At 48.0% G+C, this 22,947-nt stretch carries 26 protein-coding genes; 23 read left to right on the top strand and 3 right to left on the bottom strand.

Annotated features, from left to right (window positions below; translation table 11 throughout):
- Positions 1-40 precede the first annotated feature (40 nt).
- Complete coding sequence (locus tag COP04_RS02330) at positions 41-1,129, top strand: D-alanine--D-alanine ligase family protein (protein ID WP_100486524.1); 1,089 nt, start codon at positions 41-43, stop codon at positions 1,127-1,129.
- Between the two features lie 316 nt (positions 1,130-1,445).
- On the top strand, positions 1,446-2,504 hold the full coding sequence (locus COP04_RS02325) for an undecaprenyldiphospho-muramoylpentapeptide beta-N-acetylglucosaminyltransferase (protein WP_100486523.1): 1,059 nt from the start codon (positions 1,446-1,448) through the stop codon (positions 2,502-2,504).
- Positions 2,505-2,565: 61 nt separating this feature from the next.
- Here the strand turns inward: COP04_RS02325 and COP04_RS02320 are convergent, their stop codons facing one another.
- From COP04_RS02320 to COP04_RS02310, 3 genes are all read right to left on the bottom strand, one after another.
- Positions 2,566-3,432 (bottom strand): transglutaminase family protein, encoded by an 867-nt coding sequence (locus tag COP04_RS02320; RefSeq protein ID WP_100486522.1) that lies wholly within the window; start codon positions 3,430-3,432, stop codon positions 2,566-2,568.
- Positions 3,433-3,465: 33 nt separating this feature from the next.
- Complete coding sequence (locus COP04_RS02315; RefSeq protein WP_100486521.1) at positions 3,466-4,413, bottom strand: alpha-E domain-containing protein; 948 nt, start codon at positions 4,411-4,413, stop codon at positions 3,466-3,468.
- A gap of 79 nt (positions 4,414-4,492) precedes the next feature.
- Positions 4,493-5,920: a circularly permuted type 2 ATP-grasp protein gene (locus tag COP04_RS02310; protein ID WP_100486520.1), complete on the bottom strand. Its 1,428-nt coding sequence runs from the start codon at positions 5,918-5,920 to the stop codon at positions 4,493-4,495.
- A gap of 315 nt (positions 5,921-6,235) precedes the next feature.
- On the opposite strand from COP04_RS02310, the gene COP04_RS02305 reads away from it, so the two are divergent.
- The 21 genes from COP04_RS02305 to spoVG all read left to right on the top strand — a co-directional run bounded on the left by COP04_RS02305 (position 6,236) and on the right by spoVG (position 22,926).
- Positions 6,236-6,454 carry a sigma factor G inhibitor Gin gene (locus tag COP04_RS02305; RefSeq protein WP_100486519.1) on the top strand — a complete coding sequence of 73 codons (219 nt, stop codon included), beginning with the start codon at positions 6,236-6,238 and terminating at the stop codon, positions 6,452-6,454.
- Between the two features lie 271 nt (positions 6,455-6,725).
- Complete coding sequence (locus COP04_RS02300) at positions 6,726-8,168, top strand: aminotransferase class I/II-fold pyridoxal phosphate-dependent enzyme (protein ID WP_100486518.1); 1,443 nt, start codon at positions 6,726-6,728, stop codon at positions 8,166-8,168.
- A 2-nt stretch (positions 8,169-8,170) separates the two neighbouring features.
- Complete coding sequence (gene tmk / locus COP04_RS02295; protein ID WP_100486517.1) at positions 8,171-8,851, top strand: dTMP kinase; 681 nt, start codon at positions 8,171-8,173, stop codon at positions 8,849-8,851.
- Positions 8,852-8,864: 13 nt separating this feature from the next.
- Entirely contained in the window at positions 8,865-9,194 is a 330-nt protein-coding gene (locus COP04_RS02290; protein ID WP_100489484.1) for a cyclic-di-AMP receptor, read from the top strand.
- 29 nt (positions 9,195-9,223) lie between these two features.
- Positions 9,224-9,661, top strand: a complete 438-nt coding sequence (locus tag COP04_RS02285) for a YaaR family protein (RefSeq protein ID WP_100486516.1) — start codon at positions 9,224-9,226, stop codon at positions 9,659-9,661.
- 67 nt (positions 9,662-9,728) lie between these two features.
- Complete coding sequence (holB, locus tag COP04_RS02280; RefSeq protein WP_100486515.1) at positions 9,729-10,727, top strand: DNA polymerase III subunit delta'; 999 nt, start codon at positions 9,729-9,731, stop codon at positions 10,725-10,727.
- Between the two features lie 2 nt (positions 10,728-10,729).
- A complete protein-coding gene (locus tag COP04_RS02275; protein WP_100486514.1) occupies positions 10,730-11,554 on the top strand; it encodes a PSP1 domain-containing protein in 825 nt (274 codons plus the stop codon).
- 13 nt (positions 11,555-11,567) lie between these two features.
- Positions 11,568-11,927: a DNA replication initiation control protein YabA gene (gene yabA / locus COP04_RS02270; protein WP_100486513.1), complete on the top strand. Its 360-nt coding sequence runs from the start codon at positions 11,568-11,570 to the stop codon at positions 11,925-11,927.
- Between the two features lie 100 nt (positions 11,928-12,027).
- Positions 12,028-12,759: a tRNA1(Val) (adenine(37)-N6)-methyltransferase gene (locus COP04_RS02265; RefSeq protein WP_420852776.1), complete on the top strand. Its 732-nt coding sequence runs from the start codon at positions 12,028-12,030 to the stop codon at positions 12,757-12,759.
- Complete coding sequence (locus COP04_RS02260) at positions 12,756-13,040, top strand: GIY-YIG nuclease family protein (RefSeq protein ID WP_100486511.1); 285 nt, start codon at positions 12,756-12,758, stop codon at positions 13,038-13,040. The genes COP04_RS02265 and COP04_RS02260 overlap by 4 nt, the downstream gene beginning before the upstream one ends.
- Positions 13,009-13,896: a 16S rRNA (cytidine(1402)-2'-O)-methyltransferase gene (gene rsmI, locus COP04_RS02255; RefSeq protein WP_100486510.1), complete on the top strand. Its 888-nt coding sequence runs from the start codon at positions 13,009-13,011 to the stop codon at positions 13,894-13,896. Before COP04_RS02260 ends, rsmI begins: the two co-directional genes overlap by 32 nt.
- Positions 13,897-14,093: 197 nt before the next feature.
- Positions 14,094-16,091: a methionine--tRNA ligase gene (metG, locus tag COP04_RS02250; RefSeq protein WP_100486509.1), complete on the top strand. Its 1,998-nt coding sequence runs from the start codon at positions 14,094-14,096 to the stop codon at positions 16,089-16,091.
- Between the two features lie 334 nt (positions 16,092-16,425).
- Complete coding sequence (locus COP04_RS02245) at positions 16,426-17,193, top strand: TatD family hydrolase (protein WP_100486508.1); 768 nt, start codon at positions 16,426-16,428, stop codon at positions 17,191-17,193.
- A gap of 46 nt (positions 17,194-17,239) precedes the next feature.
- Positions 17,240-17,803 (top strand): ribonuclease M5, encoded by a 564-nt coding sequence (gene rnmV / locus COP04_RS02240; protein WP_100486507.1) that lies wholly within the window; start codon positions 17,240-17,242, stop codon positions 17,801-17,803.
- Positions 17,796-18,677, top strand: coding sequence for a 16S rRNA (adenine(1518)-N(6)/adenine(1519)-N(6))-dimethyltransferase RsmA (gene rsmA / locus COP04_RS02235; protein ID WP_100486506.1), 882 nt, complete (start codon positions 17,796-17,798; stop codon positions 18,675-18,677). Before rnmV ends, rsmA begins: the two co-directional genes overlap by 8 nt.
- A 201-nt stretch (positions 18,678-18,878) precedes the next feature.
- A complete protein-coding gene (gene yabG / locus COP04_RS02230) occupies positions 18,879-19,742 on the top strand; it encodes a sporulation peptidase YabG (RefSeq protein ID WP_100486505.1) in 864 nt (287 codons plus the stop codon).
- A gap of 221 nt (positions 19,743-19,963) precedes the next feature.
- Positions 19,964-20,218: a Veg family protein gene (locus COP04_RS02225; protein ID WP_100486504.1), complete on the top strand. Its 255-nt coding sequence runs from the start codon at positions 19,964-19,966 to the stop codon at positions 20,216-20,218.
- A 218-nt stretch (positions 20,219-20,436) separates the two neighbouring features.
- Complete coding sequence (locus COP04_RS02220; protein WP_100486503.1) at positions 20,437-20,625, top strand: small, acid-soluble spore protein, alpha/beta type; 189 nt, start codon at positions 20,437-20,439, stop codon at positions 20,623-20,625.
- Positions 20,626-20,733: 108 nt separating this feature from the next.
- On the top strand, positions 20,734-21,615 hold the full coding sequence (gene ispE, locus COP04_RS02215; protein ID WP_193437381.1) for a 4-(cytidine 5'-diphospho)-2-C-methyl-D-erythritol kinase: 882 nt from the start codon (positions 20,734-20,736) through the stop codon (positions 21,613-21,615).
- A 43-nt stretch (positions 21,616-21,658) separates the two neighbouring features.
- Complete coding sequence (gene purR / locus COP04_RS02210) at positions 21,659-22,507, top strand: pur operon repressor (RefSeq protein WP_100486501.1); 849 nt, start codon at positions 21,659-21,661, stop codon at positions 22,505-22,507.
- A gap of 128 nt (positions 22,508-22,635) precedes the next feature.
- Positions 22,636-22,926: a septation regulator SpoVG gene (gene spoVG, locus COP04_RS02205; protein WP_100489483.1), complete on the top strand. Its 291-nt coding sequence runs from the start codon at positions 22,636-22,638 to the stop codon at positions 22,924-22,926.
- The last annotated feature ends 21 nt before the right edge of the window (positions 22,927-22,947 follow it).

Here is a 22,947-nt window from a genome sequence, read left to right as displayed (position 1 = left end):
CAAATGATTGTAAAATTACGGTCTTAAGGAGTCGTACAAGTTGAAAAAAATAACAGTTGGCATTTTATTTGGAGGAGATTCGGCGGAATATAAGGTTTCGCTGAAGTCTGCTTATTCGATCATCACCAATTTGGATACCACAAAATATGAATTAATACTGATTGGTATTACGCAAAACGGCACGTGGAAACGATATGACGGACCATTGGAAGCAATTCCACAGGATACTTGGAGTGAGCAGGGGGGGGTGCCTGCTGCAATCTTGCCGTATCCCAGTTTGCATGGCTTTCTGGAGCAGCGCAATGGCAAATTCTTTCGAACTCATTTAGATGTCGTTTTTCCGGTTTTACACGGTAAAAACGGAGAGGACGGGAGCATCCAAAGTCTTTTGCAACTGGCAGGTATTCCTTATGTTGGCTGCGGTGTTTTAAGTTCAGCTATTTGCATGGACAAAGATATTTCACATCATATCGTTAAGATTGCAGGGATTCGTGTCCCGGATACGGTTTCCCTTACCGGCGTAGTTTCCTTGGAACAGATAGATGAAATCATTGCTGCATTCACCTTTCCGATCTTCGTCAAACCAGCGAATGGAGGCTCCTCGTTCGGCGTTACCAAAGTCATGGATCCCGCTAATCTTTTAGAAGCAATCAATAAAGCACAGAAATACGACTGTAAGGTCTGTATTGAAGAGGCAATCGATGGCTGCGAGGTCGGGTGTGCCATTCTCGGAAATGATACACAACTGACTGTTGGTGAAGTCGATCAGATCGAGTTATCTCACGGTTTTTTTCATATTCATCAGGAAGTGCACCCGGAAAAAGGATCGGAAAATTCAGTTGTTAATGTACCAGCGCATTTACCACCGGAGACCCAGGCACTTATCAAACGCATGGCAAAGCAGGTTTACCGTGTGCTCGGATGTACCGGGCTGGCGCGGGTAGACATGTTCCTTACTTCTAAAAATGAAGTTGTCTTTAATGAGGTGAATACTATACCCGGTTTCACCAGCTATAGTCGATATCCTCGTATGATGGAGGCAGCGGGTATCAGCATATCTCACTTTACAGACAGCGCCATTCAATTGGCACTCCAAAAAAATAGAGAAATTGCAGGAAAATCAGAATGAAAACAATTGTTTTACGAACGCAGGATATTGGGGAAGGCAGTCCTGTTTCAGTGAATGCAGCGCATCGTTGCATCAGGGGGACAAAAAGGGTCGAAGCCAGGCCGCACTAGATCGTCCTGATAATCGAAGGTCAAGGAAATGCCGTTTCGAGCTACTTGCGCGTACTTCTGCAGGATGTAGTGACTTCAGGACGTGCATGTAATCAGCAGAAGATCCTTCTTACTTTTTCCCGGACTTTTTGAACACCCTCTTTTACTTTCAGGCTGTGTGTATTAAACTTTTTAAAGTAAAGACAAGAAAGAAACGGGGAACAGCAATGGTTAAAAAAATAGTTTTTACTGGTGGAGGATCAGCCGGGCATGTAACGCCTAATCTGGCACTCATTGATCGGTTAAAAGATCAGTGGGAGGTCACTTATATCGGTTCCAAAAACGGAATCGAAAAAAATCTCGTGCAGGCACACGGCATTACCTATCGCTCGATTTCAAGCGGGAAGCTGCGCCGTTATTTCGATATGAAAAATTTTAAGGATCCGTTTAAAGTCCTCGCCGGAGTCATGCAGGCCTATCTGATCTTAAAAAAGATCAAACCTGATGTTATCTTCTCAAAGGGCGGGTTTGTTTCCGTCCCGGTTGTGATTGGCGGCTGGCTGAACAGGATACCTGTTTATATCCATGAATCAGACATTACCCCGGGTCTTGCCAACCGGATTGCAGTGAAATTTGCGACGAAGCTTTTTGTAACTTTTGAAGAAGCGGCGGCTAATCTTCCGAAAGATAAAGTCGTTTATACAGGCGCTCCAATTCGCGATGCACTTTTTAAGGGCAAAAAAGAGGCGGGACTTCAGTTCCTGGGCTTTCAGGCAGTAAAACCGGTGCTTCTCATTATGGGGGGCAGCCTTGGAGCAAAGAAAATCAATGAGGAAGTCCGTGCATCGTTGACCGAACTGCTGAAAAAATATCAGATTGTTCACTTGTGCGGAAAAGGCAATATTGATCCGGAATTAGAGGGGATCGAAGGTTACCGGCAGTATGAGTATGTTGACAAGGAACTGCCTGACGTGATGGCTACCGCGTCCATTATTCTGTCACGGGCCGGGTCGAATGCAATTTTTGAGTTCCTTGCCCTGAAAAAGCCAATGATCTTAATCCCGCTTCCGCTTCGCGTGAGCCGTGGTGATCAGATTCTGAATGCGGACTCTTTTAAGAAAAAAGGGCTCTGCGAGGTGCTGGACAATGATTCACTGACTGCAGAAGAGCTGCAGAAAACAATAGCGGATGTTTACCGGACCCGCTACGATTATATTGACCGGATGGTGGCAGCTCAGAGCGCTACGCATGGGATCAGCAATATTCTGGAACAGATTGCAAAATAAATAAAATGAAAAGAGAGCAGGTCATGCGCCTGCTCTCTTTTCAAGTGAAAGTAATGATCTGTCAGCTGATTTTTTTTACGTCGACACTGACTTTAAGTTCCTGTTGAGGCGTCCCGTGATAGACTCCCTTGACAGGCACAATATCTTTGTAATCCCGTCCGTAGGCCAGGATGATGTAACGCCAGGTGACCGGAACATCGTTTGTCGGATCAAATCCTGTCCATCCGATCTGCGGAATATAGGCTTCTACCCAAGCGTGGGAGGCCTGCTCAAAATCCGCGTTGCCGCCGCTCAGGTCGGTGATATATTGATAACCGCTCACGTAGCGTGCGGGTATGCTCATGCATCGGCACAGGGCGATCATCAGATGGGCGAAGTCCTGACAGACACCGCGATGGAGCTTGATCATCTCATCAATCTTGGTCTGAACCTGCGTCGCGTATGGGTCGTAAATGTAGTCGCGCTTGATGCCGGTGGTAATTAATGAGAGCAGCTGCGACACGGATTCAATTGTCTGCGCGCCCAGAAAATGAGCGGCAATTTCCTGCACATCTCCAGTGATCTGGGTATAAGCTGTCGGGTTCAGATACTCGGCAAACTGATTAAGAAAGGGCTCGCTGTCAAGAATGGCTCTTTCCTGACTGTAAGGGAGGATACTTTTTCCGGGTTTGGACTGATCATTGGTCACTACGATCGAGTGTGCGCTGATGGCAAGTTCACTGTGCGGTTCGGAAACCGAAAAGGCATGCACCAGATTGCCGAAATAATCTTCATAGGCGTACAGCGGCGCGTGAGGGGACAGATTAATCATGTGCTGGTAACAGGACTGGTTATGGTTTGTGCGCGGTGACAGGCGGATTTCGTTGACACTGTCCGCAATATCTGTTGCATATTTATAGCGCGTAATATGAAGAATTTGAAATTTCATCGCATGGCATGTGCCCGGAGTGATTCGGCAGAATCAGAAGGATAGCACATTGACCCCCTTTGTAGAAAACATTTTTCCAATTTCCGAACCAATCGTATTGCACCGTCCGATTTCCTTTTCGAGAAAAGGAATTACACCGGCGCGGCTGATCTCGGCAGGATCCATGTAGGCGAGCTGTGAGTAAAATTTGCCGATGGACTTCACCACGCGGCCAAATTCAGGTGATATCACACCGCGCGATACATAAAGGCAGCCGAGGTGATCTTTCAGATGCCCGAGCGAGAACCGGGTGGATCTCGGGAAAATGGCATTCAGAATCAGGAAATCAAGCATATTTTCAATGCTGACCTTATTGGACAGGCATTTTCGGAAAGCTTCATAGCCACTGACCGATTTTAACAGAGCAATTGCATCGTCATAAGGCATATCCTGATGGTTGTCGGAGTAAACTACCCTGAAAATGCGCAGTGTGTTTTCAGCGCGTTCCAGATACTTTCCGGCCTGAAGCATATGCCATTCCGGGCCGCGCAGCATCGTCGACGTTGCGATGCCCTGAAACAGGGAGGTCTGATTTTTAATCTGCTCGAAAAAGGTGTGGGGGTATAAAAGAAGATCGTGCAGTTTCCGGCTGTTCAGCCAAAGATAGAAACCGTTGATCGCATCCCACATCTCGCTGGGCAGGCGCTCACGGACAGTCTGGGTATTAACCCGCGCATTGGCAACACAGGAGATGATTGAGTTGCTATTGTCTTTATCGAAGACGATTGTGCTGAGCACATCAGACTCAGTGAAACTGTGTTTTTTATTTTGAAAATCGCTGATATTTCCAATCGTCTCCATGAGTTCTTTCCAAGGATACTGATCCCTGTCTTCATGCGAGGTCTGCATATGATAGTCTACATCGATCAGGCGGGCATGGTTTTCGATGCGCTCGAGATAGCGCCCAAGCCAGTATAGAGATTCTGCAATTCTACCGATCATAGTAATCCCCTCTTAATTCTCCCTTAAATTTTCGCAGCACACATGAAAAATATTCAGCGATTGGTCGCTTGCCGGGCGATCAGACAATCCATGTATCTTTGCTCCCGCCGCCCTGTGAGGAATTGACGACCAGCGACCCTTTGTTCAGCGCCACACGCGTCAGTCCGCCGGGTATCACGGAAATCTGTTTGCCTTGAATAATGAACGGCCGAAGATCAATATGGCGATTCTCGATGTTTCCACCGGCCAATGTCGGCGAAGAGGACAGGCTGATCGTCGGCTGGGCAATATAACGGCCGGGGTGTTCCAGAACCTGGTTTCTGAATACCTCAATTGTCTTTTTGTCGGCTTGAGGACCAATCAGCATGCCATAGCCACCGGACAGGGCCGTTCGCTTGATAACCATCTTTTCCATTTGTGAGAGGACAAACTCGCGGTCTTCTTTTTTTCCAAGTTGATAAGTCGGAATGTTTTTCAATATAGGCTCTTCGTTCAGAAAATAGCGAATCATATCCGGGACCTTTGTATAGACGGCCTTGTCGTCTGCGACGCCCGTTCCTGGCGCGTTGGCAATGGCGACATTTCCGGCCCTGTAGGCATTCATCAGGCCGGCAACGCCAACTACGGAGTTGGGATTGAAAGCGAGTGGATCAAGGAAATTGTCGTCCAACCGCCGATAGATGACATCCACCTGCTTTTTGCCTTCAATGGAATTCAGGAAGACTTTCTGATCTTCTACGCGGAGGTCTGATCCTTCAACAAGATCGATACCCATCTGTTGAGCGAGAAAAACATGTTCAAAATATGCAGAGTTATAGCGCCCGGGTGTGAGAAGAACGACGACCGGATTATTCTTGTGGTGCGGCGCCAGGTCATGAAGCGCGGTCAGCAGATCCTGTGTGCCGTGCTCAATATTCCGGACATGGGAGGAGAAAAAAAGATCGGGAAAATAGTGCATCATCAGATAGCGGTTTTTAAAAACATAGGAAAGCCCTGAAGGTGTGCGCAGATTATCTTCCAGGCAATAATAATTCCCCTTTTCGTCCCGAATGATATCGATACCGGATAAGGCAATATATACATTCTTGGGAACATTGAGATTGACCATTTCGGGGAGAAAATAGGGATTGTTGATAATCCTGCGCCGGGAAATCAGCCCATCCTTGATGAAATGCTGGTCATGGTAGACATCATATAAAAAATGGTTGAGTGCAGACACGCGCTGCTTCAGTCCGGTCTCAATCATTTCCCAGTCTTTCCCCGATATGATTCTCGGAATGATGTCAAAGGGTATCGTCCGTTCTCCAGTCTGATTGCCGGAATAGAGCTGAAATGTGATGCCCTGGCGGATCATCTGCTGCTGAATCTTCACTGAACGCTCAAGCAGCTCAGAGCCGCCGATTGTCTTCAGGCGGCGATACAGATTCTGATAATGGGATCTGATCTGTCCATCAGGAGAAAACATTTCGTTGTAGCAGTCCGTTTTCGAATGATCAATGGTAAACATGATGGACCTCCTCCCAAACTAGAAATAAAAACTGTAATGGGTCAATAAGGTTTTTTATAGCAATAAAGTCTTGAATTTTTTAATAATTTTAATAAATTATAATCATTATTGTGTATGGATGTCAATGCCGATTCCTACAGTAAAAATCCATCGGATAACCAGATTTCGGCGGTCGGTCCAGGCACCCGAAATGCAACCATTTCGTATAATAGCGAATGTGTGGATCGCTCGGGAAAAGATAGCTTAGGATATTTTCAGAAAACAGCTGCATAGTTTGCGAGGGACTGGGCCATCCTGTAACTGGAGGTGGGGAAGATGGCGATGCAGAAGCATCAGCCGGCTGGTGAAAACTGCGTTATTTGCGGACAGATCAAGCCAGGAGGCATCCATATCTGTAATCAATTAATCTGTGATTCTTGCCAGAAGAAAATTGTAGCAACCGATGTGACAGACTGGAAATACCGCTATTATATGGATAAACTGTCCATCCTGAAACTTACAAGGGTCAAAGAGCCGGCTGAGAAAGCAAAATGAGATAACAGCGAAGACGGAGGAACATCGATTGATCCTGATGTTTCTCCGTTTTTGTTTTGCATACATATAAGTTTAGCAGTTGCCCTGACATTTTATTTCATTAACTGATTTTTTAGGAGTTATGCTAGAATAAGGGGGAAGAGAATAATTGCAGAGTTACAGTTTTTTAACGCTGTCAGAAAATAAAAAATCAAGCGACGGCATAAGGGCAGCAAAGCATCAGTCTGCGCCAAAGGGCTGGCTCCCGCCAAGTTTTTAAAGGACATGGATCATGGATCAGCATAGCACACCGGTTTTTGACGGATTACTCAAGTATAAAGCGGATCAGCATTTTTCATTTCATGTGCCCGGCCACAAAGACGGTTTGGTTTTTCCGGAAAAGGCCACCGCAATCTTTCGACAGCTGCTTTCGATTGATGCGACTGAAGTCGCGGGGCTGGATGAACTTTATCATCCGGCGGGGATTCTTCGAGACGGAGAAAAGCTTCTCAGTGATTATTATGGAACGCGCGCAAGCTATTTTTTGGTCAATGGATCGACTGCCGGGAACCTGATTATGGTTCTAGCTGCCTGCCGACGTGGAGATGCCGTGTTTGTCGCGCGCGACAGTCATAAATCAATTTTCAATGCACTGAAACTGGCCGGCGTGCGGCCGGTATTTCTATCTCCTGCTGTCGATGCTGACACGGGATTAGCGACAGGAGTCGATGACAGCGCCTGGGAAGCGGCCATTCGTCGTTTTCCGAAACCCAAGGCGCTGATCCTGACCTATCCGAATTATTACGGAATGGCGGCATCAGCTGCGCGGACACTGATTGCGAAAGCGCACGCGTGCGGTGCAGCAGTGCTGGTCGATGAAGCTCACGGTCCGCATTTCAGGCTGGGGGCACCGGTTCCGCCCAGTACACTGGACATGGGGGCAGATTTGGTGGTGCATTCCGCCCACAAAATGCTGCCGGCCATGACCATGGGGGCTTTCCTGCACGTAAATTCGAACCGCGTTGCAAAAGAAAGGGTAACGTCTGCGCGCGAGATGATGCAGACATCCAGTCCTTCTTACCCGATCATGGCTTCGCTTGATCTTGCCCGTTATTATCTTGCCCATTTAAGCAGCGGACAGCTGAATGAGTGGATCACTCATCGGAATCAGTTTGTAAAAGGCCTGCAGCGTCTGAAAAAGATAAAAGTTATGGAAGCAGAGCCGGGACAGTTTCTTCTCGATCCTTTTAAAATTACACTTGAGCTTAAGACCGAAGAAACAGGGTTTGATTTTCAGAAACAGTTGCTCGCAGCTGGGATTTATCCGGAGATGGCTGATCCGCACCGCGTTTTGTTCACTCTTGGACTGACAGGCCGAATTGATTACAAAACGGCGCTTGGAAAGATCGGCGCGTGCCTCTTTAAATTCCATCAGGGGCGGGCGTACGAGCTGAAAAGTTCCTATGTTTTTCCGATGTGGAGTACACTGGAATGTCCGTATGATGAGCTGGACCGCATGGAACGTAAAAAAACAGATCTCGATCACGCGGCAGGACAGATTGCCGCGGAGCATGTGATCCCTTATCCGCCGGGAATACCGATTATCGTTCAGGGCGAACGGATCACGAAAGTGCAGATCGGGGCGGTAAAAAACTGGTTGACCGCCGGTGCAGCTTTTCAGAATGAAAGTATTAATCAAGGGAAAATCACTATTTATCGCGCAGGAGCGTTGTAAGCATGGATAATAAGGGATTGTTTATTACATTTGAGGGACCGGACGGTTCGGGCAAGACGACCCAAATCCGAAAACTGGCCGATGAGCTGGAAAGGCGGAAATTGCCTTATCTGTTGACCAGGGAGCCGGGTGGAACAGAAATCAGCGATAAAATCCGCGCGATTATTCTGAATCCCGAAAACCTGCGTCTGGAGGATACGACGGAAATATTGCTGTACGCTGCCTCCCGAAGCCAGCATGTGAAAGAAAAAATCATGCCGGCACTTCATGAAAGGAAAATCGTACTGTGCGACCGCTTTGTTGACGCGTCCATTGCCTATCAGGGGTACGGTCTTGTACAGTCGATTGATACAATAAAAACTATCAACAGGTTTGCAACAGGCGGACTGTCGCCGGACCGGACTTATATGATTGACGTGTCCCCTGAGGCCGGGCGCAGGCGGATGAGAGCACGCAGCGGACCGGAAGCCGGCATCACTCGGGCTGCCGGGGATCTTGACCGGATCGAACGGCGGGCGCTCGCTTATCACGCAAGGGTCAGAGAAGGGTTTTTTGCTCTTTACAGAGAAAATAAACAACGTATTCTATTGATAAACGGCGAAAATCGACCGGAAATTGTTTTTGATACAATCATGCACGACTTCGAAAGAGCGCTGAAACACTGGCATGGAAAAACGGATTGAAAGGGTGATTCCTTTGAAATTAGTTTTGGCGGTTGTTCAGGATAAAGATAGCAGCAGTTTGCAGGAAGCACTGATTGATGCTGATTTTCATACGACAAAAATGGCCAGCACAGGCGGTTTCTTGCGGGCGGGCAACACGACGTTCATGATTGGTACTAAGGATGAAAAGGTCAATGATCTGCTGGATCTAATCCGCAACCATTGCAAGAGCAGGACGCAGATTATGTCGCCGATTTCATCTCTGGACGGCAGTGCCGATGGTTATGTCATGCATCCGGTTGAAGTGGAGGTCGGCGGTGCGACGGTTTTTGTGCTGGATGTGGATCAATTTAAACAGTTCTAAACCGGCGTATTTCCGGAGGAGAGATAACGATGGGGATTAAAATCAGCCGGGGATCCGGCATGAAGGATCCGGTTCTGAAACAGGGATCGTCTGTCGCCAGGGTTCCCGTTTCGTTTGAAAGCACATTAGCGGGACAGAAAGCTTCCATGAAAATGGATGCCCTGAAAGAGCTACTGAATAAAGTGGATGAACAGGCTCAAAAGGTTTCTGTCTCGCGAACGGTTCATGATGTGCAGATTTATAAAAAATATGTTCAGGCTTTTATACAGGAAGCTGTCCATGCGGGATTGGAGTCGGAACAATCGCGCTCATGGCAGCGGGGCGGGGTGCGGCAGACCCTAATCAAGACTATTGACCAGAAGCTGATTGCTCTGACCGACAACTTATTGGATAAAAATAAAGATGAGCTGGGGCTTCTAGATCACCTGGATGAAATCAGGGGTATGCTGATCAACCTTTATGTTTGACCCTGGTAATACTGGGAGAAGCTGCCCATAAGAACATGCTTAGTTAGTGAGTGAGAAGATGGCCGGCATGGATTGGAAGACTTTAACGAAACAGCAGCAGATTGTGTCGCGGGTTCTGCAGCATGCACTGCAAAGGCGTGAACTGGCTCATGCCTATTTGCTTGAGGGGCCCCGGGGGACGGGAAAACGCCAGGCTGCTTTGCTGCTGGCGCAGACAATTTTCTGTGAGACGCCGAAAAACGGCGAACCTTGCCAGCAATGCCGCAACTGCCGACGGATTGCCTCAGGGAACCATCCCGATGTCATCCGGGTCAGTCCTGATGAAGGCGCGGCGGCTATTAAAAAAGAGCAGATTGCTTATCTGATGAAGGAATTTGCTTTACATGGTGTGGAATCAAGCCGAAAGATCTTCATCATTGAAGGAGCAGAGAAGATGACGATTCAGGCAGAAAACAGCCTGCTGAAGTTTATCGAGGAGCCACACACTGGGACCTTGGCACTGCTGACTGCGGACCATATTCACCAGCTACTTGACACGATCATCTCGAGGTGTCAGGTATTGACTTTTAAACCGTTGTCTGATCGGGCAGTGGAAAAGGGGCTGGAAGAGGTTGATCAGCCACACCAGCTGTCCCGGCTTGCCGCTGAATTGACGCATAATGCTGAAGAAGCTGCCGATTTATGCACGGATCCATGGTTTGCGGGAGCGCGTTCGCAAGTGTTACAATTAGTCCAGAGTATGAATAATTCTTCCGAACCTGTTTTGCCTTTTATTTATGAAAAGTTTTCTCCCAATTTCGATAGTATTCAAAGAATGACCATTGGTTTGGATTTGTTGCTGTTCTGGTACAGGGACGCTCTATCGTTGCAATTGGGCCGCTCTGATGCAGCGGTGATTTACGATGATCAGGTTGAAGTGCTCAAAAACCTGGTAATCCGCATGTCTCCGGATCAGGTGCTTCAGTCCATGGCACTGATTCTGGAAGCCCGGAAGCAGCTGGATGCCCATGTAAACGGATTGAGCGTTCTTGAACGACTGGTGATCAGGTTAGGAGGTATCCGTTAAGGATGAAATACGATATTGTTGGCATTCGCTTCAAGAAGGCCGGAAAAATTTATTATTTTGATCCCGAACAGCTGGCAGTGTCCAAAGATGCTCAGGTAGTCGTGGAAACGACAAGAGGTGTCGAGTGCGGCACGGTCGTCATTAACCGAAAAACGGTGGACGAGGATGACGTTGTACTGCCGTTGAAAAAGGTGATCCGGGTTGCTACGGAATCAGATGAGTTGCAAGTACGCAAAAACAAAGAGGACGCAGAAGCGGCCATGGATATTTGCCTTCAAAAAATCTACAGCCACCATTTGGAAATGAAATTGGTGGATGTTGAATATACATTTGACCGAAATAAAATTATTTTTTACTTTACTGCAGACGGGCGGGTTGATTTTCGTGAGCTTGTGAAGGACCTTGCCGCAGTGTTCAAAACCAGAATCGAACTGCGCCAGATCGGCGTTCGTGACGAGGCAAAGATGTTGGGTGGTATCGGCCCGTGCGGCCGCATGTTGTGTTGCTCGACCTTTCTCGGGGATTTTGAACCGGTTTCTATTAAAATGGCTAAGGATCAAAACCTGTCACTCAATCCGGCAAAAATCTCCGGTGTCTGCGGGCGCCTGATGTGTTGCCTTAAATATGAAAATGATCAGTATGAGTCGGCGAAAAAAGCGCTTCCCGATTTGGGTGAAGAGATTAATGTCCATTACGGACCCGGCCGGGTAGTTGGGTTAAACATTCTGGAACATCTGGTTCAGATTGAATTAAAAGATCAGAATAAAGTCGTTGACTATACATTGGATGAACTAATTGAAGAAGGGGCTATTTCTCCCGCCGAATAAGAGGTGAATGAGCTTGGAGAAAAAGGATCTTTTCTCACAGATCAGTCATTTGGAAGAACAGCTTGGTCAGGTTTATGTAGACTTCGGTACCGTGAAGGCCCAACTGACGGAAATGTTGGAAGAAAACCAGAACCTGACTCTTGAAAATCATAATTTAAGAGAGCGGATCAAAACAGATGAAATGGCCAGCCGGCAGGATGAGGGGCCCAAGCCAGAACCTGATTCATCACTCTCGGCATCAGGCGTAGGTGAAGGCTATGATAATCTGGCCAGACTCTACAAAGAGGGTTTCCACATTTGCAACTTACATTACGGCAGTGTTCGCAAGGATGGGGACTGCCTGTTCTGTCTGTCATTCCTGAATAAAAAATGACGAATAGCACACTTGTGATGTCACGGCTGAAAATGATCGTCTTGTCTTACTGGCTTTTTTTCGTCATTATCGTGCACTTTCAGAATAGCGGGGAATGAGTGTGGAAAGCATCAGCCGGAATGAGCGTGTCGATTACCTTTTTAATACGGATCTTAAGATTATACAATCGAATGATCTTTTTCCATTCTCTCTGGATTCTGTTCTGCTTGCGCGATTTGTGTATGTCCCGATTCAGCACGGCAGGCTTGTTGATCTGTGTTCCGGAAACGGTGTCATTCCTTTTTTGCTTTCACAGAGGACAAAAGGTGATATTACCGGCATAGACATTCAGCCGGAGGTTTGTAGTTTGGCTGAACGCGGCGCCGTGATCAATCATCTGGAAAAACGGGTTGCTTTTATATGCGGGGATGCAAAGGCACTGCCTGAGAAAACGGGTTGTCATTGCTGCGATGTAGTGACCTGCAACCCTCCTTATTTTAACAAAGAAGCAGCCCGCGATTTGAAATTGAACCGCCACCTTGCGATCGCACGCCATGAAATTTTGATTAAGCTTACGGATGTACTGGAAACTGCAGGCAAACTGCTGAGGCAGGGTGGGAAGTTCGCGATGGTACACCGTCCGGAACGTCTGGTCGAAATTCTGGACGGCATGCACCGGGAAGGCATGGAACCTAAAAGGCTGCAGTTTGTTCATCCGAAGATCGGCAAACCGGCCAACATGGTGCTTGTTGAGGGCACGAAGGGCGGACGTCCCGGTCTCGCTGTTCTGCCTCCGATTACTGTGTATGGAGCAGACGGGCACTATACGGAGGATGTGTGGCTGAACCAATGAAAAACTACAGTGTTTACATATTGGAATGCGCAGACGGCAGTTTATACACGGGCTATGCTGTGGATGTGCGGCAAAGGTTTGCATTGCACTGCAGCGGCAGAGGTGCAAAGTATACGCGGAGCCATAAACCGTTACGCATTGTCTACGAAGAAACATTTCCAGGCAAATCTGAGGCGCTGCGGCGGGAATGGGCAATTAAGCACTTACCAAGGGAAAAGAAAGAGGCATTGATACAAGGGGGCGGAACCGATGTGGGAACAGAAAAGCTTTCAGGAAAATAACAGCATGGGGACGCTCTATCTTGTTCCAACGCCGATCGGCAATTTGGACGACATCACTTTCCGGGCCCTTAATGTGTTAAAAAAAGCGGATATTCTTGCCGCAGAGGATACACGTCATACGATGAAGCTGTGCACGCATTTTGACATTCATGTGCCTCTGGTCAGCTACCATGAGCACAATAAAAAGTCCAGCGGTAAAAAACTGATTGCTGAGCTGGAAGCAGGGAAAAGCGTGGCACTTGTCACCGATGCCGGAACACCGGGCATCTCGGACCCGGGAGCCGACCTTGCGGCTGAATGTGCTGTCCGGCAGATCACTGTTGTTCCGCTGCCGGGCGCGAACGCCGCGATTACAAGTCTGATTGCGTCTGCCCTGCCGACAGATCATTTTTTGTTTTATGGATTTCTCCCGAGGCCGAAAAAAGAACGGAAACAGGCACTTACTGATCTAAGCAGGATTCCCTGCACGTTGATTTTCTATGAGTCGCCCTATCGTGTACTCGACACGCTGACAGACATGAAAAGAAGTTTCGGGAATCGCAGGATTTCATTGTCACGGGAGCTGACCAAAAGATATGAGACCTTTGTTAGAGGGACACTCGAAGAGCTGATTGCTTTTTTGAACCGGAGCGGGCAGCCGAAGGGAGAGTTCTGCCTGGTTGTCGAGGGTTGCCCGGAAGCACAAAAAAAACCCGAAGATCTATGGTGGGAGACACTGAATATCCCGGAGCATGTCGCACGTTATATGGACGCCGGGGGACTGACGCTCAAAGAAGCGATCAAGCAAGCGGCAGTCGACCGTTCGCTGCCGAAACGCGACGTTTACCGAATCTATCATCACATTGAAGAATCTTGAAATCAGGCCGGTGAAGCAGAAGCCTGGTTTTTTAATATCGGCGATTTACAGGCGTTGAGAAAATGCTTACAACGGCTCCGGATCGCGCAGTTATAGGATTTAGCGTTTTCTTGACATTCATTCACGTGAACCTTATAGTTTTTTTAGGTAGCGTTAAAAAAGGAAGGGCGCATGATTAAGGAGGCTGTTCAGGCTTTATGACAGAAGAGAGAAAATCATTTTATATAACAACACCCATTTACTATCCAAGCGGACGGTTACATATCGGCCATGCGTATACAACGGTGGCGGGCGATGCAATGGCCCGTTACAAAAGACTGCGCGGTTACGATGTCATGTTTCTGACAGGCACCGATGAACACGGCCAGAAGATTGAAGAAAAAGCTGAAGCAAAGAATGTCACGCCAATCGCCTATGTCGACAATATGGTTGCGCAGATCAGACAACTTTGGAAGAAGCTTGATATTTCGTATGATGACTTTATCCGGACGACGCAGGAACGCCATACTAAAGTTGTTCAGAAGATTTTCAAACAGCTTCTGGATCAGGGCGATATTTACCTGGGTGAGTATGAGGGATGGTACAGCATTCCGGATGAAACGTACTATACGGCTTCACAGCTTGTAGATATTGAGAAGAATGAAAAAGGCGAAATCATTGGCGGGAAAAGCCCGGACAGTGGCCACGCAGTGGAAAAGGTCAAGGAAGAATGTTACTTCTTTAAGATGAGCAAATATGCAGAACGTCTCTTGAAGTATTATGAAGAGCATCCGGATTTTATTCAGCCGGAGTCACGGAAAAATGAAATGATCAATAATTTCATCAAACCCGGACTGGAAGATTTGGCGGTTTCGCGGACCTCTTATACATGGGGAATCAAGGTTCTGAACAATCCGAAGCATGTGGTCTACGTATGGCTGGATGCGCTTATTAATTATATAACAGCGCTCGGTTATGGTTCTGATGACGAAACAAAATTCAAACAATTCTGGCCGGCGGATGTTCACCTCGTTGGCAAGGAAATTGTTCGTTTTCATACGATCTATTGGCCAATCATTCTGATGGCGCTCGGCTTGCCGCTGCCGAAAAAGGTGTTCGGTCATGGCTGGCTGCTGATGAAAGACGGCAAAATGTCCAAATCGAAGGGCAATGTTGTCGATCCCGAGCCGCTGATCGATCGCTATGGTCTTGACGCTCTGCGCTATTATCTGCTGCGCGAAGTGCCGTTCGGCTCGGACGGTTTGTTCACGCCAGAAGCTTTTGTGGAGCGGATTAACTTTGATCTCGCCAATGATCTCGGCAACTTGCTGAATCGGACGGTGGCTATGGTGGAACAGTACCGCAAGGGAAATGTGCCGGCTTATGAAGGACAGGTCACGGCTTTTGACAAAGCTTTGGAAGACACACTTTCAGAAACAGTATCAACCGTCGAAGAACAAATGGAAAATCTGCAGTTTTCTGTAGCTCTGACTGCGATTTGGAAGCTGATCGGCCAGGCCAATAAATATATTGACGACACGCAGCCATGGATTCTTGCCCGGGAAGATGCCAAAAAGGCGGAGTTGGATTCTGTTCTGGCCCATTTAGTCAATACCATCCGCTCGGTATCAATTCTGATTCAGCCCTTCTTCACGTCGACACCGGCTGAAATTTTTCGCCAGCTCGGTGTGACGGATCAGGTTGACAGGGCGTGGGATACGCTGAATGATTTCGCCGTTAATAAAGGTGATTGGACCGTTCACAAGGCTGATCCGATTTTTCCGCGCCTTGAAATTGACGAGGAGGTAGCCTATATCAAGTCGCAGATGCGCGGCGCAACAGGCACTAAGCCGAATGGCAATAAGGAGAAAAAATCGAAGGTAAAGGCTCCGGAAGAAATTGATCTCGATAGTTTTCAAAAAATAGACCTTCGTGTTGCGGAAGTTCTTGAAGTGGAAAAGGTGAAAAAAGCCGACAAATTGCTGAAGCTGCAGTTGGATCTTGGGTATGAAAAGCGGCAGGTCGTTTCCGGCATTGCTGAGTATTACAAGCCTGAAGAGCTCGTCGGGCAAAAGATTATTGTGATAGCCAATTTGAAACCGGTCAAACTGCGCGGTGAGATTTCACAGGGCATGCTTCTCGCGGGGGAAGCGAACGGCAAGCTAAAAGTAGCGACGGTCGCCGGATCGCTCCCAAACGGAACAAAAATTCGCTAATAGAGTCTGTTCGACAGAGGGGCGAAAGAGAACGATTGCAGGCTAGAAATGCAACATCGTGTTGCATTTCTAGCCTGCACGGGGGTCATCCATGACTGCTGGAAGGTCGAGGCGGCGAAGTTTTGAGGACCGGAGCGTAGAATGATCCGACGCGAAGGACGGGAAAATGAACCAACAAAGAGATTTGCCGCCTATCATTCGGTAACTTTGCGAACGTCTCTAATGATAAAATATTCAGCCGTGTGACAAACAAGCCGTGCGGCAGGCGGGAAGTCCTGGGCAGGTGTGAACGCTCACAAGCTTCCCGCTTTTTTTACTGAGAGGGGTGAGATCCGTGCTGTTCGATACACACACACATATTAATGACGAGGCATTTGACGAAGATTTTGAAGATGTTCTTCAGCGGGCCAAAGGAGCTGGTGTTGGCCGGATGATCGTTATTGGTGTTGACCGTCCGTCAATGGAGCGTGTTTTTCCGATTATTGACCGGCATGACTTAATTTACGGCGCGATCGGCTGGAACCCGGAAGATGCAATAGACATGACCGATGATGATTTTGCGTGGATCAAAAGCAACCTGAAACATCCAAAGATCGTGGCACTTGGCGAAATCGGTTTGGACTATCATTGGGATAAATCACCGAAACCGGTGCAGCATGATATTTTCAGGCGCCAGATCCGTGCTGCGAAAGAAGCTGATCTGCCTATCATCATCCATAATCGCGAAGCCACGGAAGATACAGAACGCATCCTCAGGGAGGAACATGCGGAGACCGTTGGCGGCGTTATGCACTGCTACAGCGACAACTGGATATGGGCACAAAAGTTTATCAGCCTGAATTTTTACATCAGCTTTGGCGGACTGCTGACTTTTAAAAATGCGCAGCTGCAGCGGGAAACTGCTGCCGAAGTGCCGCTTGACCGGCTGCTGGTTGAAACGGACTGCCCGTATCTCAGCCCGCATCCCTTCCGCGGCAAGCGCAACGAACCGGCAAGAGTCCGTCTGGTAACAGAAAAACTGGCTGAAATCAAGGGACTGTCGTTTGATGACATGGCGAAGGTCACCACGGAAAATGCCAATCGCTGTTTTCATATCCGATGAATTTTTTTAATAAAATGAAAGCGATCATAAAACAAGGGGAAAATAAATGATTGTAAAAGAAATAATTGTTGTGGAAGGAAAAAGTGATACCGAAGCCATCCGCCGCGCCTTGGATGCTGATACGATCGAAACGAACGGGTCCCGTGTCAGCAGGCGTACAATTGAAACCATCCGACACGCACAGAAAAGGCGAGGCGTGATCGTGCTGACCGATCCGGATTATCCGGGCGAACGGATCCGAAAAATCGTCAGCCGAGAAGTTCCCGGGTGCAAACACGCTTTTATTACACGGAAACAGGGCCAGGGCGCCGCGAATGAAAGCCTCGGTATCGAGCATGCGTCACCTGCTGCGATTCGGGAAGCACTTTCCAGGGTTTACACACAGTTCGACGAGCCGGAAGAACAGATTTCTCTCGAGCAGCTCAGAGCATATGAACTGCTGGGCGGTCCTCGGTCACGGGCACTTCGCCAGCAGCTTGGTGATTCGCTGAAAATCGGCTATGCAAATGGAAAACAGCTGTACAAACGGCTGAGAATGTTTCAGATTACTCCGGAAGAACTGGAACGGGCGATGGCTTCAATAAAACGGGGAGGTCCTGCCGGTGACTAAACGGATTTCTTCACCGAAAGTAACACACGATGTCATTCGCCAGCACAGATTTACGTTGAAGAAGAGTTTGGGCCAGAACTTTCTGGTTGACGAGAATATTCTTAAGAAGATCGTCGAGGCTGCCGGACTGAGCAAGGGGAGCTGCGTGCTCGAAATCGGTCCGGGAGCTGGTGCGCTGACGCAGTATCTGGCTGAAAGCGCGCAAAAAGTTATTGCGGTTGAGATTGATCAACGCCTGAAACCGATTTTGGAGGAAACCCTTCAAGGGTATGACAATGTTTCGATTCGATTCGGCGATGTGCTGAAAATGGATCTTCAGCAGGTGATCGCTGAGGAATGTCCGCCGGGTGTCCCGGTTACAGTTGTTGCCAACCTGCCTTATTATGTGACAACACCGATTCTGATGAAACTGCTTACCGCCGATGTGCCGATACAGACCATTGTTGTGATGATTCAGAAAGAGGTGGCGGGCAGGCTCGGAGCGGCACCAGGCGAAAAAAGCTATGGATCGCTGTCCATCGCCGTCCAGTACGTGGCTGATCCTGAGATCGTCCTGACTGTGCCGAAAACCGTTTTTGTTCCTCAGCCCAATGTTGACTCGGCCGTGATCCGTCTGGAAATACGTCCGGATAAAAAAGTGAAAGTGGCAGATGAGGATTTCTTCTTCAGGCTGGTGCGAGCCAGCTTTGCTCAAAGGCGGAAAACATTAATGAATAATCTGATGAACAATCTGTTTTCCAAAGACCGGAAGCCGGAAATTTTGTTGGCTCTTAGTGCAGCGGGTATTGATCCGGGGCGCCGGGGCGAAACACTGACGATTGAAGAATTTGCGAAGCTCAGTGACAGTCTGCGGCATTTAATAACGGCAAAATAGAAAAGCGGTTCGCTGTTGCGGCCGCTTTTTGCATGCTTCGATTCGTCTGAAATTGAAAAAAACGGCAGGCAACGACCCAATAACTTTCGGTTCACCTATCTATCCTTGCGGACATAACTGTCGTTCTGCTCGCATAAAATGCAAGGATGGTTCCGATTTTGGACATATCAGCGGTGCTTTCGGGAAGAGGGGAACGGGAAAATGGCGATTCAGGTGGGAGATATCGTGGCGCGGACGTCATATCATTGCGATCTGCCTTTTCGTGTCGTGAAAATTCACGCCGAAACGGAAACGGCCGAACTGACCGGCCACGATCTTCGGCTCTTTGCGGATGCGCCTCTTGATGATTTAATTACCGTCACAGAAGACGAGCGTGAGAAATACGAAAAAATCACAAGATCCAAAGAAGCGGAGTCGTACAAACTTTTCAGGCAGGATTATCAGCAGATGAGGATGAAGCGGGAATATACGGCAACCAGCGGCTACCGGTCGGACGCTTCTTATTTTGAAATGCCCGGGCGCGTACTGCATATTGACGGTGATCCATTCTATCTGAAGAAATGCCTGGCTGTCTATGAGAGGCTGAGGATTCCGGTTATTGGGAAGTACATGATGGAGTCGGATATGCCGGAAAGAGTGCCGAAGCTGGCAGGGCAGATCCGCCCGGATATTCTGGTGCTGACTGGTCATGACGCTTTTATGAAAAACAAAGGAACAACGGAAGAGATCAAGGCATACCGGCATTCGGGGCACTTCATCCGCACAGTAAAAGAAGTCCGGTTTCACTGGCCAAGCCTGGATCAGATGGTGATTTTTGCTGGTGCCTGCCAGTCAAATTTTGAATTGCTGATCCGCGCCGGTGCCAATTTTGCCAGTTCTCCCGACCGCGTGAATATTCATGCACTGGATCCGGTTTACCTCGTTGCCAAAATCAGTTTCACTTCTTTCATGGATAGTGTTAACGTCTGGGAGGTATTGCGCAATACTTTGACAGGAGCCGGCGGGCTGGGTGGAGTTGAGAGCAGGGGCATGCTGCGGACAGGGCTGCCTTTTCCATCGGATTGAGTGCTTCTTATCACGAAAAAAAGTATGCACTTCATTTTTCCTTCTGCAAAAAGGAATTTTACTTAGTTACCAGGCGCATACTAACAAAAGATGTTCAAAATGGGCAAAAATTTATTAGCAAAAGCATTGACATCGCTAATGGTTTCTTGATATAATTCAAGCTATTTGCTTTTTGACGTCCATTGTGTTACACTTAAAATTAAGCGAGGTGGATTGTCGGGATGGGAAAAACCATTGATGATATCAAAGGCGCTTTAGATGAACGCGTCGGCAGACGTTTAACCCTTAAAGCAAATGGGGGCAGGCGCAAAACGATTCAACGCATTGGTGTTTTGGAAGGGACCTATCCGTCAGTATTCATCGTCCGGCTTGATAAGGATTCAAACGCGTATGACCGCGTTTCCTACAGCTATACGGATGTACTGACAGACTCGGTAGAACTCACCTTTTTAGAGGAAATGGCAAGCGGGCAATAAAGATTTCCCACTCTTTTTCCGAATGAAGACAATTGATTAACTGAGCGGATACGCGCATGCGCCTTGTTCCCAGACATAGAGGAATGAAGTAGCAATGCGCGTTTATGCTGTCTGAAATCCTTTTCATCAGAAATCATTCTACCACTTTTCATGAATAGAGGAAAGCTATTTGGCACAGCCTATTTCTGCTCGACCATTCGAAAGGGGTTGTGCCGGTCATGGCCAGACGGAGAGGCATCATGTCTGAATCGTTTAAAATTGAGCTTGCCAAAGAGCTGGGTTTTTATGATACGGTCAAGAATGAAGGATGGGGCGGTATCCGGGCCCGCGATGCGGGAAATATGGTACGGCGCGCCATCGAAATAGCTGAACAGCAGCTGACTGGCGCTGGAAAGCACAATGATTGAGCATGAAAAAAGGGGTTTCTGCCCGATAAGGGTACGGACCCCTTTTTCTTATAGACGGTTTCATTTATTATGAATAGGGAGAGAGTGAAAATAAAGCGGGGGGATTGTTTGAAAGTACTTGAAAAAGCGCCGGCAAAAATAAATTTATCCCTTGATGTGCTTGGCAGGCGAAACGACGGCTATCATGAAGTGCGTATGGTCATGGCGACGATTGATCTGGCGGATCGACTGGAATGCAGCGACCTTCCGGGTGATGACCGGATTATTCTGCATTCGTCTGCCCCCTATGTTCCTGAAGATGACCGGAATTTTGCCTATCAGGCCGCGCAGCTGATCAAAGAGAGGTATTCTGTGCGCAGAGGCATAGAAATGACGATACTGAAGCGCATTCCCGTCGCAGCCGGGCTCGCGGGCGGAAGCAGCGATGCGGCCGCGGCTATCCGGGCGCTCAATCGACTCTGGCAGCTTGGAATGAGCTATGAAGATATGCTTGAAGTAGCCAGAGAAATCGGATCGGATGTAGCTTTTTGCGTTAAAGGAGGGACGGCGCTTGCGACGGGCAGGGGCGAAGAAATCAGTCTGCTTCCTGAACTGCCGCCTTGCTGGGTCATTCTGGTAAAACCTGATGTTTCAGTTGCGACGGGACAAATTTATAAAGAATGGGATACGCTGCCGGCGATGCATCCCGACGTGGATGCGATGGTTGAGGCGATTGCGGAAAATAATTTTTCTGCCATTTGCCGGCTGCTTGGCAATACACTTGAAACAGTAACAATGAAAAAAGTGGCTGAAATTGCAAAAATCAAAGAGCACATGCGGCAAATTGGGGCGGAAGGGATTCTGATGAGTGGAAGCGGTCCGACGGTGTTCGGGCTGACACAACACGAATCACGGATGCAGAGACTGTTGAACGGCATGAAGGGTTATTGTTCGCAAGTCTATGCCGTCCGTCTGTGTAAACCGTTTACACTCTTGTCTAAATACGAATAATGGAGTAGAATTGTTTTAAATTATTCGTGTTTGGAGGATTACCATGAAACTCAGGCGAAGCAGCAGACTAGTAGATATGACAGGATTTCTGCTGCAACATCCGCACCAGATTATCCCGCTTTCTTATTTTTCCGAACGGTATGAATCAGCAAAATCCTCAATCAGTGAGGATTTGACCATTATAAAAGAGAACTTTGAATCACAGGGCGTCGGCAAACTTCAGACATTAGCCGGAGCTGCGGGCGGTGTCAGCTATCTGCCATGCATGAGCTGCAGTGAAGCCCGGATCTTGCTGGGGGATTTGAAAGAACAAATGACAAATCCCGACCGGCTGCTTCCTGGCGGTTATTTGTACATGACGGATATTCTGGGAAGACCTGATGTGGTTAATGCGATTGGCCGCCTGATTGCTTCGGTTTATGCTGAGGATAAGGTTGATACGATCATGACTATGGAAACAAAGGGTATTCCACTGGCTTATGCAGTTGCCTCACAGTGCAATGTTCCGGTCATTGTCGTTCGCAGGAGCAGCAAGGTGACTGAAGGATCGACTGTCAGCATTAATTATATTTCAGGATCGTCGAAAAGGATTCAGACTATGGTTTTGCCCAGAAGAAGTCTGAAGGAAAGGGCACACGTTCTGATCGTCGATGATTTTATGAAAGCCGGCGGGACGATGAAGGGCATGATGAATCTGACCAAGGAATTTGGCGCGACTGTCGCAGGAATGGCGGTTTTTGTTGAAAAGAAAGATGAGCAGCCCAAGCTGGTGGATCACTATATCTCGTTATTAAAGTTATCCATTATTGAGCAGGAAGACAGGCTGTTTATGGAAGATGGCAATGTCATGGAAGTGGTCCGGAACATGAAACCGCCGAAAGAGCAGGCATGAACGATCCGAGCGATGGAAATACTTTGAAAATATTTGAAATACCTATTGCTATTTGCAGGAATTCACCCTTTCATGTTGAAACCTCTATTAAGGGGCTTTGGATTTCATGAAAGGGTGGTGTCTGAATGATGGAAATTACAGATGTCAGGCTGCGGCTGGTTCATACAGATGGCCGAATGAGGGCGATTGCTTCAATAACAATTGACAAAGAATTTGTTGTGCATGATATCCGCGTCATTGATGGGAATAACGGGCTGTTTGTCGCCATGCCGAGCAAGAGAACGCCTGATGGTGAATTCAGGGATATAGCACACCCGATTACACCGGGAACACGCGAAAAAATACAGGCTGCGGTACTGGCCGAATATCAGCAGGCATGTGCGGAGGATCCGTCCTTTGAGCAGGCGGGTGCATCCTAAAACAAGCATCATTTCGGAAGG

This window comes from Sporolactobacillus pectinivorans, assembly GCF_002802965.1.
GTDB classification, from domain to species: domain Bacteria; phylum Bacillota; class Bacilli; order Bacillales; family Sporolactobacillaceae; genus Sporolactobacillus; species Sporolactobacillus pectinivorans.
This window is presented reverse-complemented; position numbering and strand designations above follow the sequence as displayed.